Annotated in this window: 13 protein-coding genes and 1 pseudogene; 5 read left to right on the top strand and 9 right to left on the bottom strand. The window is 58.1% G+C overall.

Features of this window, described 5'->3' with window-relative positions:
- The first annotated feature begins 484 nt into the window (after nt 1-484).
- A complete protein-coding gene (locus tag GWG65_RS39605) occupies nt 485-778 on the top strand; it encodes a hypothetical protein (protein WP_275200826.1) in 294 nt (97 codons plus the stop codon).
- 36 nt (nt 779-814) lie between these two features.
- On the opposite strand, the gene GWG65_RS39600 is transcribed toward GWG65_RS39605, so the two are convergent.
- Entirely contained in the window at nt 815-2,245 is a 1,431-nt protein-coding gene (locus tag GWG65_RS39600; protein WP_275200825.1) for an undecaprenyl-phosphate glucose phosphotransferase, read from the bottom strand.
- 621 nt (nt 2,246-2,866) lie between these two features.
- Between GWG65_RS39600 and GWG65_RS39595 the strand changes: the two genes are divergently transcribed.
- Nucleotides 2,867-3,604, top strand: coding sequence for a metallophosphoesterase family protein (locus tag GWG65_RS39595; RefSeq protein ID WP_275200824.1), 738 nt, complete (start codon nt 2,867-2,869; stop codon nt 3,602-3,604).
- A gap of 89 nt (nt 3,605-3,693) precedes the next feature.
- Here the strand turns inward: GWG65_RS39595 and GWG65_RS39590 are convergent, their stop codons facing one another.
- The gene (locus GWG65_RS39590) at nt 3,694-3,957 is read right to left on the bottom strand and encodes a hypothetical protein (RefSeq protein WP_275200823.1); all 264 of its coding nucleotides are present in this window, start codon (nt 3,955-3,957) and stop codon (nt 3,694-3,696) included.
- A 130-nt stretch (nt 3,958-4,087) separates the two neighbouring features.
- The gene (locus GWG65_RS39585; protein ID WP_275200822.1) at nt 4,088-4,312 is read right to left on the bottom strand and encodes a hypothetical protein; all 225 of its coding nucleotides are present in this window, start codon (nt 4,310-4,312) and stop codon (nt 4,088-4,090) included.
- Between the two features lie 98 nt (nt 4,313-4,410).
- Here GWG65_RS39585 and GWG65_RS39580 point away from each other — a divergent pair, with 98 nt between their 5' ends.
- Nucleotides 4,411-4,788 carry a hypothetical protein gene (locus GWG65_RS39580; protein WP_275200821.1) on the top strand — a complete coding sequence of 126 codons (378 nt, stop codon included), beginning with the start codon at nt 4,411-4,413 and terminating at the stop codon, nt 4,786-4,788.
- The gene (locus GWG65_RS39575; protein WP_275200820.1) at nt 4,785-4,919 is read left to right on the top strand and encodes a hypothetical protein; all 135 of its coding nucleotides are present in this window, start codon (nt 4,785-4,787) and stop codon (nt 4,917-4,919) included. The genes GWG65_RS39580 and GWG65_RS39575 overlap by 4 nt, the downstream gene beginning before the upstream one ends.
- A 221-nt stretch (nt 4,920-5,140) precedes the next feature.
- On the opposite strand, the gene GWG65_RS39570 is transcribed toward GWG65_RS39575, so the two are convergent.
- The 5 genes from GWG65_RS39570 to GWG65_RS39550 all read right to left on the bottom strand — a co-directional run bounded on the left by GWG65_RS39570 (nt 5,141) and on the right by GWG65_RS39550 (nt 10,887).
- Nucleotides 5,141-5,356, bottom strand: a complete 216-nt coding sequence (locus GWG65_RS39570) for a hypothetical protein (RefSeq protein ID WP_275200819.1) — start codon at nt 5,354-5,356, stop codon at nt 5,141-5,143.
- A gap of 380 nt (nt 5,357-5,736) precedes the next feature.
- Nucleotides 5,737-5,928 (bottom strand): hypothetical protein, encoded by a 192-nt coding sequence (locus GWG65_RS39565; RefSeq protein WP_275200818.1) that lies wholly within the window; start codon nt 5,926-5,928, stop codon nt 5,737-5,739.
- A 1,548-nt stretch (nt 5,929-7,476) separates the two neighbouring features.
- Nucleotides 7,477-7,689: a hypothetical protein gene (locus GWG65_RS39560; RefSeq protein WP_275200817.1), complete on the bottom strand. Its 213-nt coding sequence runs from the start codon at nt 7,687-7,689 to the stop codon at nt 7,477-7,479.
- A 278-nt stretch (nt 7,690-7,967) separates the two neighbouring features.
- The gene (locus GWG65_RS39555; protein WP_275200816.1) at nt 7,968-8,888 is read right to left on the bottom strand and encodes a hypothetical protein; all 921 of its coding nucleotides are present in this window, start codon (nt 8,886-8,888) and stop codon (nt 7,968-7,970) included.
- Nucleotides 8,889-10,503: 1,615 nt separating this feature from the next.
- Nucleotides 10,504-10,887, bottom strand: a complete 384-nt coding sequence (locus tag GWG65_RS39550; protein ID WP_275200815.1) for an H-NS histone family protein — start codon at nt 10,885-10,887, stop codon at nt 10,504-10,506.
- A gap of 287 nt (nt 10,888-11,174) precedes the next feature.
- Between GWG65_RS39550 and GWG65_RS39545 the strand changes: the two genes are divergently transcribed.
- Nucleotides 11,175-11,558, top strand: coding sequence for a VanZ family protein (locus GWG65_RS39545; protein WP_275200814.1), 384 nt, complete (start codon nt 11,175-11,177; stop codon nt 11,556-11,558).
- Nucleotides 11,559-11,570: 12 nt separating this feature from the next.
- Here GWG65_RS39545 and GWG65_RS39540 read toward each other — a convergent pair.
- Nucleotides 11,571-11,721 (bottom strand): annotated as a pseudogene (locus GWG65_RS39540) (UDP-glucose 6-dehydrogenase); the annotation flags it as partial.

Genomic DNA, 11,721 nt, shown 5'->3' with positions numbered 1-11,721 from the left:
GATCCTGACGCCGACGAGGCCGAGTGGCTCACCACGGAAGTTGCGGCCCTCGCCAAAAAATGGTCGCGCAAACCCGCAGGCAAGCGCGCTAAACGCAGCTAACCCGCGGCCTTCACCGGAGGGTTTCGACGGGGGACACCGACGGCCAAGATCCGTTAGCAGCTCGATCTGGTCCGGGTTCCACAAAACGCCGATAGGCTAACCGGTGGGGCTATCCCCGGGCTCCGCGCGCCCCATCTCCGTATTCATCCGGAATCCACAAATGGCCCACAAATGGCGATCTCTGCCATAGCCCAAGGCATGGATTGACGACGGCGATCCCGGCGAAAGATAAAGATAGTGACGTGCTGCCACTTACCCCTTGCCGCGACGGGCTATCGATCGTGTTCAAAGCTGGGACTGCCGAATTTTTTAGCACCTTTCCTTCCCAGTTCCATGAGGCTAACGTGGGCCCATACTCTTGGTTCTTTTTCGGTAGGTTCGGATGGTGATCGCTCTCATTGTCTTGAGCATTTGGGTATTGCTCAATGTTCTTTTCGTATTGATCGTGGTTCCCCCACGTAAGGCGCGGCGGGAGGCTCGGCCGCTGGCGACCACTCTCGCGCCTGCCCCGCTCGCCTCGAATCGCCGGGAGCTTGAGCATGACGAGCCTTTTTCGCTTCGCCACGTCGTCACCTCGGTCGCCATGGGAGCGTTCTTCGTCCTTGTGCCGCCACTGCTCGCGCTGCGGGACGCCCTCCTTCGCCTCCTCAAGAAGACGCCCCGCAATGGAAGCTAGGGGGCCATAGCTGCCGCGTCCTCTTTTACGCGGCTCCTAATAGGCTTCCTGGAACAGCACCGCTGAGGCCGTCCGCGCCATGATCTTCAGATCCAGCCAGATGCTCCAATTGCTGACGTACCAGACGTCATATTCCACTCTTTTTTCCATCAGGTCGATCGTCGGCGTTTCTCCCCGGAAGCCGTTGACCTGAGCCCAGCCCGTCAGGCCGGGCTTCATGTGATGCCGATAGACGTATTTGCTGATCAGCTCATCGTAGTAATTGTCATGGGCGAGTGCATGCGGGCGCGGCCCGACCAGGGACATGTCGCCGCGCAAGACGTTCCAAAGCTGCGGCAACTCGTCGATACTTGTCATCCGAAGGAAGCGCCCGATCTTGGTGACCCGCGCATCCTGCTTGGTGGCCTGGGTAATCGTCTGCCCATTTTCGCAGACGGTCATCGTCCGAAATTTCCAGATCTCGAAAGGCTTGCCGTTGAACCCTCGGCGCGACTGGCGGAAGATGGCAGCTCCCGGCGAACCGAGCTTGACCAGAACGGCGACTGTCAACAGCAGCGGTGTAAGCATGACGAGCGCCAACAAGGCTACCCCTACATCAAGACAGCGCTTTTGGAGACGCTCGAAAACACTGAGCGGCGGCCGCTGAATCTCCACCGCCACGGTCCCGCTGACCGGCAGGAAAGGGCGCGACACGAGGTCGGCGATTGAATCGTCCGGCAGAAGGCGTACCGGTTGGGGCACCGCGCGCAGGTAGGGCCCGAGCTTTCGAAGCATCGGTAATTCGTTCCAATCGATCGCTAGAAGATATTCGTCGACGTCCGCCTGGCGCGACTGGCGAATGACGTCGCGAATCTGTCGCTCCCAATGGCCATCGCCGCTGTCGATCCCAAGCACGAAATGGCGCATGACGTCGAAACCGTTTCTGCGCAGATCCTTGAAGCGGTTTGAGGTGAAATCGAGCGGCTTCAAGCTCAACAGGATCACCTTGCGATCGACCAACCGGCTTCTGGCATAATTGGTCGCGAGTACGAACTGCCAGACAAAACGCAGACTGATTAATCCAGCGCCGCCGATTGCGGCAAAAATGATCACTGTGCCGCGTGACAGATTGTCGGTGGATTTCAGCAAGAACGCCGCGACAGCGAGGATTGTCAGCGACGCCAACCAGATGAAGACGGCCTTGCGAAGCTGCCAGACCAAATTCAGCAAGCGGTGGGTGGCGTATACGTCCTGAAAATATGCGACCGCGACGAACACAACGCCGACAATCAGTCCGGCCCCCATCGATGCGCCGTCGACGGTTGAGGCAATCGCAACATTGTAGAGCTCAACTCCCGCACCATAACTGAGCAGGATCAGCAGGAAGTCAGCAGCGATGATGACGATCTGAAACGGCCGCTGAAGAGCCGTGCCGCGCGCTGATAGCAGCGCGCCAGTGCTTCCAGAACCATAAGTTGCAACAGTCATTCGAACCTCTGCTATCGAAGAATGCTTGACGCTGATCCGTGATGCTGAAGATCCGTCATTTCCCCGGACGCCAAACTGTGAAGTGATCACAGCGATATTGTGGCGCTGCACGCGAAACTTTTGCGATGCAGGAATGCATCGCGATTTGTTGTGTGTCGCGCGCCAAAAATTGCGTCACAGTGCTGACACACGATCGAACTCGCTGCCCTATTTTGAATCAAGTTCCACTTCGACGCGATCGGGCGCTTGTATCAAGCGTCCGTAGGCACGTCGGGCCAACCTCTTTTGATCGGGTCACCCGTTGCCCGCAGCGAGTGACTAACTCCAAAAGCACCACGAATCGATTACGCGAATTCCTATGGATTGCGATTTAAAGCTGTATCGACCCAAGCGTCTTCAACGAGGCATGCATCTTCCCGCTGCGGAGCGCAATGCAGCCCCTGGCGCAATTGCCTGATTTGCTCCGCGCGCGCCGACAAGCTAAGCAAGCGAACGTGCTCTCTGTCCTTCGGCGCAATCAGGCCATCTCAGAAGGGACACTCTTTAGTAATGTGCTTAGTAATGTGCGGCTGCGAGCCGACTTGGCGAAATTATCCCCACACCTCTCCGAGTGCGCGCGCCATGATATCTCTTGCCCGATCACACCCGCCAATTGATAAGCCGCAACTGCCGGACGGCGTTCGAATTTACGCGATCTCGGATATTCATGGCTGCTCGCATTTGCTGCAGCCCATGCTGCGGGTGATCGACGCCGACGTTGCCCACAGTCGGCCGCGCTATGCGATCGAGGTCTTCATGGGCGACTATCTCGATCGCGGTCCGGACACGCGCTCCACCCTTGACCTCTTGATTGAACGAAGCCGGCGGGGAAACGCGATTTTTCTCAAGGGGAACCACGAGGCATTTCTGGTGAAGGTTTTCGAAGACCCATCGTTGTTCGAAGATTGGCTTCGCATCGGCGGCGCCCAGACACTCATGTCCTATGGGCTCGCGCCGCCAGACCTGAAGCGCGACGATCCGGTATCGATAATGCGCGATTTGATCCGCGCAATGCCGGGCGAGCATCTGGAGTTTCTGGACGATTTACGGCTTAGCTTTACCTGTGGAGACTTTTTCTTTGTCCACGCCGGCGTTCGCCCGGGTGTACCTTTAGCCGAGCAAAGGGAAAGCGACCTGCTTTGGATTCGCGAAGAGTTCCTTCAGAGCGACGAGCAGTTCGGCAAGTATATTGTTCATGGTCACACTCCGGTCCGCACCGCCGAAGTTCTGGCAAACCGAGTCAACATCGATACCGGCGCCTACGCCACGGGCAATCTGACCCTCATGAGCATACAAGGCAGCCGGATGCTCGCGGTATGACCAGCCAGGAGATGTCTGCCGACTCGTCAGGCAGATCGCTTCATGAGACGAACGGATGGTCCTCGGCGATCACGAGCTAACAGCGTCACCTAGTTGAGCGCGAGCGGAATTTCCCGCCCTGCTCGCGTGTCGGCCATCCAATTGCTCCAGGCTCGCTCATGCTTGGCGTAGAGCTCGAGCCATCGTTGCTCCGGCTTGTGCTGATCGGAGCGACGGTCAGGGCCCAGGCGGGCGTCGGGATTGTCTAACGTCTCGAACTCGATGGTTTCCGCAATCGTCAAACCGACAAGGACGCGCCGTCCTGCACCGTCCACAAAGTACCGTCGTGGAGCGTCCCTGTTCGGCTGGGTCATGTCCTGTGTCGCCTATGGTCGTGAGAACCGAGGTGCCGCTCGCACGCTAGACGAGGCCTAAAAGGCCCGCCGGACGTGGCCGAACGTTGAGTTGGGAGTTGATCGGGCCGTTCGGCCTGAGGTGCTGCCATTAGGCTCGTTTGTCGTCCTTTGTTGCAGCCGCCAGTTGCGCAGCGCATAGCCTAAGATGACACCAGCGCTGAAGATCAAGGCGAAGACAAATGCAGAAGTCATAGGAGCCGTCCTGAATGGTGCGGTACTTATCAAGAGCGAGCAGTGTGTCGACATCATGATTCTTGATGACTCTCGGCGCCGAAAGATTGCACACGACTGATCTTGGACTGAGCAGCAGCATCCAGGTTTCCTGCTCATCCCTAGCGCCGTCGTTCGCCGGCGGCGCCGATCACCGATATTCACTCTCACGTCCGTTCTGTCCGAACCGGCGGTGGCGGATTGCGCGCCCCCGAAAAACTGGATTTCGCAGTCATTCTAAGGAACGATGGACTTGCAACCTTTCAGAGGCCGTCGCATTATTTCTCGCCCATTTTGAGAGGGATTGATCCAATGAACCTCCGGCCCCTTGCTCCATCCATTGCACTTTCTGCTCTTGGCCTTGCCTTGATAACGACCGCAGCTCCAGCCGCGGAGCTCGCGCTTGCTCCGGCGCATCATCGGGCGGCCTACGCCAAAACCGGTTACGTGTTTTGGGATGATGTTTACCCGCCTGCGGTCTATGGCCCCAACCTTCGCTCTGTCGAGGAAGTCGCGGCGCTCAAGGCGCAAGCGCGGCCCGTGTCGCAACGCTGGTGGGGGTATTGGTACGCTTGGTGAACGACAAAGCGTTTCGCGACCAGCTGCGCTCAACCATGGACTGCCGCAACACCGGGCAGCCGGTGGCGGCGGCTTTGTTTGAGTCCGCCTGGGCCCATCCAACCATGATCACCGAATGGGCGGCCGCATGAAAACCGCAGGCGGATCGTCCGTGATCACTGTGGAAGTAACTGTCAGATAGAGCCGTCGACTGGCGAGGAAGTGACGTCACAGCCCCGTTGCAGCTGGCAGCTCGATAGAGTGGAGGTGAGGTGGCCCGGCGAGTGACGACTGAACTCTGCCCCCTTACCCATGGCTTGCGATTGCCGGCCAAGCTTCGACTTCCTGCCGGGAAGGCGCTACTTCGAAGGCGCTACTTCGCCTGCGCACCCCGGTCCCAGGGCCGCTTGCCATCCGCGCCCCTGTCCCACGGGCGCGCTGTTGGGGCGTCCTTCTCCTGCGTGGCGGCCTGCGCACGATCGGCTTGAACCCGTTCGCGATCGGTTAATGGGGCCTTCGGAGCTGGTGGTTCGTTCTGCGCCAATGCCGGCGTCGTGATGAGCAGCGTCGCCAAAATGAATTTTTTCATCCCCGGCTTTAACACAATGGCCGGGAGCTGTCCGATCTATTCGGAGATCTTCGAACGGAGTGGTGTGCGCCGATAACAGGGAATATTTCGAATGTGCCAGTGCCAAAACAGGAAATCAGTCGGCTGGTGTGTCGAGCCAAGCGAGACATTTGGCTGCATCTTAAATCTCTCAGCCGTCCGCCCCCGCTCTTTCCTGAAATCATCTAGAACAGGCTCCGAACAGGAAGACAGGATGTCGAAGCACCTGTGCCGCGAACGATCGTCGCACATTGACTTGGTCTCCGCATCTGGATTGGAGGCGGCCGGGATCCGACGGCGTCAATGGCTCTAAATGAGGACCCCGACAATCGGGACTTGCGGGGCGGGACGACAATCAGCAGCTAGAAAGCGTTCAGCAGCAGCCAGCAACTGAGCACAATCAAAATGGTTTGCATCGCAATTTTCGAGAAAATCCGGCGAAAAAAGAATAATTGGAAAAGCAAGAGGGCAATCGGAGCGTAGCGGCGGCTCCGGCTCAAGTCGAATCTTTGATCAAAGCTGCCGCGCAAAGACGCAATAGCGAGCTGATACACCCTTCGAGGCTCGAAGGGATAGGCCCGCAATTGCGGGCCTATCGGTGAGAGTTGATGCTAGGTCGTCTATTTCTGATCTTCGTTGCTGGTGCCTGATCCGGGGCTTCCGATGGGTATTCCATTAGCTGAATGACCAGCCCCGAAATTGCGCTCGGCCTGCGCCGCCGCTGGCGTCTTTCCGTTCGCGGTCGGGGGTTGGACGTTCGGATTGGTCTGGGTGGTGTTGGTGTTGACGTTGACGCCGGTGGTGATGCCCCGAGTCCCCACGCCGGAAGGAGCCGAGGGTCCCGAGGTTGCGCTGCTCGACGAGGTCCCTGTTCCGACCCCAGAGCTTGCCGCCGGGCCCGCGCTGGCGCCAGCTCCGCCACCCGAACCGCTGCCAGCGCCACCGCCACCGCCACCGCCTTGGGCAAACGCCGCTGACGAGAGTGCGATGCAGGCAAGTGCGACAGATAGAGGTTTTCGAATCATAGATGGTCTCCCTCGTTTGGTGGACAATCCATGACCGCTCAAGTTGGTTCCTCCACCAGCTCGATCAGGACGATCGCGGCGATCGTTCCGATAGGCTCCATCCGATATCCGAGTGTCGATGGGTCTAGACCAACTCGTCTATGACGTGGCTTGCCTTCATGACGCGGTCACCCTGGTAGCAGGGTCGACAAGAAATTAGGCCGCGGCCGAGTAGCGCCTCTCAGTCTGCGCATTGAACGGAACGAGTTGCTGCTAGATTATGCCACGGCCAAGCCGGTCAGTGGAGCGGCCCATCATCGCCGTGGCCATGTCGACGCCGAGGCGCCAAGTGTTTTGCAACATCTCGGCATTTTGTTGCAGCAGATGGCTGCTGGCGCGGCCCAAACAGTTGAGGGCGGCGCGCACAGTCCAGGACCGCACGCGCGCCTCGACTGGTCGCAGGGCTCACTGAAAACGCGCAAAGCCGCGTGAGCCACCATTGCCGATTTCAGCGCCGCAACCGTGCATTGTCAGCAAGCCTGAGGAAGAGGCGGCTCTAATGCAACACTCGGGTTGCCTCTGCTAGCCGGACCTTCTCTCTCAGCTCCTCAAGATCCTCGATCGCATCGAGTAGTTGCACCAGATCGCGGGCGACATGTGCCAAGTTGAGCTTTCGACGTTTGAAAACTCGATTTTTTTGTCCCATTGCTACACGTCTCCTCGCAACGAAGATCACTGGTCCGACCGATTGGCAAGGAGCGTGCCATCTGAGCGTCCGCCGAGCGCTCCGCTGATGAGAACGCCTCGCGCTCCCGCCCCAATCTAACAGGGACGGAGAGCGCCAAGAGACGCCGCTCGCATTCCCACACATTCGAGGACGATTATCTCCCCTCCCGGTTGCGAGTGAACTATGGGCAGCAAGCCACGAGATGGCGACAGTTGCGGAGCAAGCAACAGCGCCCTCGGCCCTCCGCAAACGGGGTCCCACAGCGCTGAATAGTCCGATCAGTCCACACGAGAGCTCTTGACGACCGCAATGGCGGTGGAGTTCGAGGATTGGGCTCCTCCACTTCTACTGCCCGGCGACAGCCTTGAATGCTACCAGATGCTGCGGCAGCCGATCTTCACCGGCCTCGCTCCGCAATCTGCATCAAGTGGCGGCTGGCGATTGACGTCGCAGAAAATTCCTTGGAAATCCAGCGCTAGCGGATCTTGCGCCACAAGCTTGTCAGGGCGTATCGCCAACAGACAATCGAAAACGCGTTGCGGCGCATCGATTTGGTCGGGATCGCGCCTGAACTCCAAGATCAAGCAGAATTCCATTCGGTCCAGAGCGCGTTGAGCTGGCAGCTTGATCCAATACCGCCTGCGAAATCGAGGAGGCCTCGCGTCTTATGGCCAAAACGCTCGATCGGCGTGGAGGTGTATGCGCAAGCCCGAGATATCTTCGGTCATTTTGAGGACCTGTTGAACACCGCACAGGCAAGAAGATTGCTGCTTCTCAAGGAAATCAAAAGCCACCGAAGCCTTTTGGTGCGCAGGGCAAGCCTCCATGGCCCGGCAATCAGACGCGTTGAAACAGTTAATCCCTAGTCCTGCACGGCTTGATCGGTCTGCAACTGCAGCGGCGCGTGTGGCCGCCCCCTGTCTTGCGGCCGCGGGACGGTTGGCACAGGTTTGCGGATCGTTGCGGCAATGGGCCTTGGCGAAGGCACTGGCGTCTTAGGGCGTAGATTTTGCTCGGAAGTGTTGGCGGCGATGCTGGGTATTCGTTCTTGAACTATCCTAATCTGCTGGGCCGCATCCGCTCTGTCTCGCACCATTTGTGCCTGGAACGCCGTAAGCTGCTCGGAGAGCTGGCCAAGGTCGCGAACGATTTGATCTTGGCTGGCCTTGAGCTGCTCGATCGCTTGCCGCGCGTTGGTAAGATCGTCCGACATTCCCTGGAGCATCGGCGCCAGCTCCAGCGAGCTGGGAGCGGCTGCTTGGGTCGCATCGTGCGGTGTAGTCTGCGCCAATGGCGCCGGCTGCTGAAGTGCCACATCGGTTGCAGTCGTCTGAGTGGTAGGCAGAGCCGAGGAGATCTCGGGTCTTTCTTGCGGCAACGACGAAGGTGAAACGGCATGCGCGGACCACCGATACATCATTTCTCTGGCCGCATCGCCATAAGATGACTGCGCAGTGAGAGCAGCCACACAGATGCCGCTTGCCAACAGCAGACCGATCAGGCCGCGCAGTACCGGCTTTCCCTCCGATGAGCGCGCCCCCCGGTCAGGTGGGTGAAGCCATTTCGCGGAATTCTTCGGATGAGAAGGAGGGCGCGTGCCATCCTGATCTAGCTTGGAAAGCTGTTCATTGACACGCGCCAGTTGTTCATCTGCACGTGCGATCTGGTCATAGGCGTGGACGAGCCGTTCATCCGCGCGCGCAACAAGCTCGACGTCTTCTGGTGAGAGCGCGGGACTATGAATCTGTGAGCCGCGATATATCGGTTTAATCGGCGAATGCATTGGCGTTCCCCATCGCACCCAATGTCACCCGAACCGAGGGCGAGCATTAAATCGGGCAAGTCCACAGTCCCCGACGCCGGTTTGACCAAAGCAAGGCCACAAGATGAAAACCAGAGGGCGGATTTTCGGCGACAGCTCGGCGGACAGGACTCGTCGGCGCAATATCTCCACACCCGAACCGTGACGGAGCATAATTAGCTCACCAATGTCGCCCCGAGCTAGATCAAGTTGAAATCTCGAAGGAGCGTGTCAGGTCAGGCGCGATAATCTTTGATCCGCCCTAGTGCTCCGCCGCGCGCATCGGAAGATGCCTGCCAGCGGATTCATCTTCGTTGCGGCGAGTTCTTTTTCCTTGTCGCGACCGTAAGCCGTTTTGAGGCCCCGGCTTCGGCCTTTCTGACCCGCTCTCGCAGCTCGATGAGCTGACGGTACTCGGTTTCAAGCGGGTCGCGATAGGAGAACTGCGCGGCAGGTGCACGATAGTTCGAACTTCCATACGACGAATATCGAATCATGGAAATCGATGCCTGTTTTCAGGCAACCCCCACTAACTGGTGGCTCGGGAAAATACCCGATCGACGCGACGATATTCCGTCTCGGCAATTTGGCAACGAATGTCACCAGTTAAGCTTGATGCTCGCGAGAAGCGTTAAACCTGGAACTGTCGACCGGGAATGAATCTGCACGCAAGGGCCGGCTAGCTAAACGAACACACCAGATCGAAAAGGCTTTGAATGCTGACGTCACCCGACCACGAACATAATACCGCAAATAATCGCTGCGAGTTGCAGCCACTTCTTTTGAGCTGTGGAGAATAGTGAAAACCAGAAGAATTGTGAGCGCAGCTCGCATTTAATCCGACGCAGTGAGTCGGAGTCCCCGAAGTGCCCGACATTTGGTTTCCACTTCTCGCGACCGCCATCGTCGGCACACTCCTTTTCCTTGCGTTCCGACGATAGCCCGCCCGTGTGGCAATGAATCCTCAGCCGCTGCTGAAATCGCGGTTCCCTACGCGATGCCTTTGACTGTGCATAAACAGGAAGGTTCACTTCCAAGACAGGAGGTGGACGTGAGTACCTGGTTGGTTATTTTTCTAATTGTTTTGAGCGTGGGCATTTTAATCGCACACGCTATCGACGCGATGCGCACCTGAATCCGCGGACGTCACTTGTCGAGTTTAATTGGATTTCGTAACGAAGGACAAAATCGTGCACTGTCTAATCGTAAGCGCTGCTCCGCGCGAAATAGACCGGCTGAGAGCTGAGGCTTCCCGCATCGCTCGTCAAGGCGAGGCAGATTGGTGGGTCGAGAAGCAAGACAAAGGAACGCATTTTTGCTTTGGCACTAACGAGGCGAAGGCTGCCTTCGCGCAGCTATGCAAGTCGCAAAGCGTTCATTGTTCAGAGGCCTAGCGGCCGAGTTTGCTCTCTCAGAGAGAAGCCCGTGCGCCGCCAGCCAGAGACCAACATCGGAGCGCGGGCTTGCGCCTGGGCTCACGATCTGTGGCCGCGCGGCCTGACTTTTTGACAGATGACATGACCTGGGCACCTAGGGGCTCCCTTCAAACTGCATCAGCTCGCTGCCGCCAAGCCTAGCGTCGCAAACCCCAAGCACGTTATAATATTTCTTCGGCCGACGGGGTGCAGATGCCCGCGTTGATTAGGTCAATCTGTCGCGTCTGATCAAATGCTGAGACAATGAGGAAATCATCCAGCTTCCGGCCACCTCGAAGTTGCGGCTTGAGCCATCGCGGCATCCTGCCCCGCCCCGACCAGGTCTCCGTCGGATTCTTCGGATTCCGATACTTTGGACGAACGGGCGGGTATTGCCGGCGCTTACGCTCAAACCGGGTGGCTTCGTGAGCCATTCCGATCCGTCGCAGCCGTTCCTCCAATCTGGCTTTCTCCGCCAACATTGTGTCGCCAAGTTTGGCGGTCACCTCGTCGTGAATTTTCAAAAGCTCGTCAAGCGACAGCAACTTCAGATGATCGATGTTCATAGCTCCATCCCCGGTTCTAAGAGCATTAATCAATCAAGCCCAAGCAGCGGGCAAGGCACGGGTTACAAAACGGTCCCACAATCCACATTTAATTGCAGCAACCAGCAGTGATAAAGGCAAGAGAGCGGTAATACCGTGGCGAGGGCGAAAAACCACGGGCATTTAATTCGCTCACCTGGTTTGCGATCCTGAATTCTGCACTGTCGCCTTTTGGCAACCCGGGCACCGCGCTGGGGCGCTGACCCACACCTTCGTAAAAAGGCACAAAACCGGAAAAAATTGTCAGCGTGATCGAAGAGATTAGACCTGGCATTGAGAGACCCGGTTATGACGTCCGTAGGGTGGCGCTCGCGTTGATCGCTTTTGCGGCGCTAGCGCCGATCTACGATCGTCCCTCCATCGGGGCCCCTCACCTCGAACATTTTGCTGCGTTCTTATTGCTCCGCGTAGGATTTATGCTGACCTATCCAAACCGTCCGGGTCTCGTCATTCTGATCGTAATTGGAAGCGCGCTCATTCTGGAGGCCCTGCAGCACCTGACTCCTGTTCGCCACGGCCGGCTAATCGACGCGCTGATCAAAGTGGCGGGGGCCATTTGTGGAATGGCAATGATCGCTTTCTCCGGCGCCGTGAGCCGGATGGCGAGAACCAGGACCGTTTCTCGAGGCTGAGTGATTGGCTTGCTAACTCGGACGCGCGACAAGCCTCCCGATGCTCTCATAGACGAAGCCGGCGGCTTGCATGTCCTCGGGGCGGTAGATGTTGCGGAGATCGACGACGACCGGCTGCGTCATGGTCGCCTTCAGCCGGTCGAGATCGAGCGCACGGAACTGC

The organism is Bradyrhizobium sp. CSA207, from assembly GCF_029051685.1.
Taxonomy (GTDB): Bacteria; Pseudomonadota; Alphaproteobacteria; order Rhizobiales; family Xanthobacteraceae; genus Bradyrhizobium.
Note: the sequence above shows the minus strand (reverse complement) of the source record. Positions and strands in the feature narration are given on the sequence as shown.